The 1,167-nt window shown below is 66.2% G+C and carries 1 protein-coding gene; it reads right to left on the reverse strand.

Annotation, left to right across the window (positions count from 1 at the left end):
• Positions 1-1,167 (reverse strand): proline--tRNA ligase (locus FDZ70_11080; protein TLM65493.1); only part of this gene is annotated, 1,167 nt, incomplete at both ends.

The raw sequence follows: 1,167 nt of genomic DNA on the forward strand, positions 1-1,167 counted from the left end.
GCTCCTTGCCGTCGGCGTCGAGGAAAGTGGCCTTGAGTGCCTTGGAGTACTTGGTCCCCAGCTTGAAGACGTGCCCCACCTCGATGCCGCGCCACATCTCCAGCACGCCCGCCTCGCAGCGGGGGCAGGCGTCGCCGTGCACCACGTTGCGGATGTCGGCGAAGGTGGTGACCTGGAAGTCGCGCCCCAGGTTCACGTTCTTCAGGTGCAGATCCTTCTCGTTGGCGCCGGTGACCCCGTTTTTGATCCCCTTGACCGCCAGGTCGGCCACGATCTTCGCCTTCAGGCCCACCGGACCTGCGAAGCCCAGCGGCGCGCCGGTGACCTTCGTCACCACCTCGTCGCCCGCCATCTCCAGCTCGTCGCAGTCGAGCACGTGCTTCAGCTTGATCTCGTTCAGCTCGTGGTCGCCCCGCACCAGGGCGATGACCGGCTCGTTGTCGGCCAGCAGCACCAGGGTCTTGATCATGGACGCTTCATGCACCCCCAGGAACTCCGACACCTCGTCGATGGTCCGCTTTTCCGGGGTCGCCACCTTTTCCAGCGGGCGCGGGTCGGCGTGCTCCGCCGCCTCGACCGGCCGAGCCTCGGCCTTCTCCACGTTGGCCGCGTACTCGCAGCTGTTGCAGGAGGCGATGGCGTCCTCGCCCGAATCGGCCAGCACCATGAACTCGTGGGACGAGGAGCCGCCGATGGCGCCGGTGTCGGCCTCGACCGCCCGGAACTTGAGGCCGCAGCGCTCGAAGATGCGGCGGTAGGCCTGGTACATCTTCTCGTAGGAGAGGTCGGCCGCGTCGCCGTCCACGTCGAACGAGTAGGCGTCCTTCATGATGAACTCGCGGCCGCGCATCAGGCCGAAGCGGGGGCGAATCTCGTCGCGGAACTTGCTCTGGATCTGGTAGAGGTTGACCGGCATCTGGCGGTAGCTCCTGATCTCGCGCCGAACCAGGTCGGTGATGACCTCCTCGTGAGTTGGTCCGAGGCAGAATTCTGAGTCCTTGCGGTCACGGATGCGGAGCAGTTCCTTGCCGTACTGGTCCCAGCGGCCCGACTCCTGCCAGAGCTCGGCAGGGATAACCCCCGGCATCAGCAACTCGATGGCGCCGGCCCGGTTCATCTCCTCCCGCACGATGTTCTCCACCTTGCGGATGGAGCGGAGCCCCAGGG

It is taken from the genome of Actinomycetota bacterium, assembly GCA_005774595.1.
Classification (GTDB): Bacteria; Actinomycetota; Coriobacteriia; order Anaerosomatales; family D1FN1-002; genus D1FN1-002.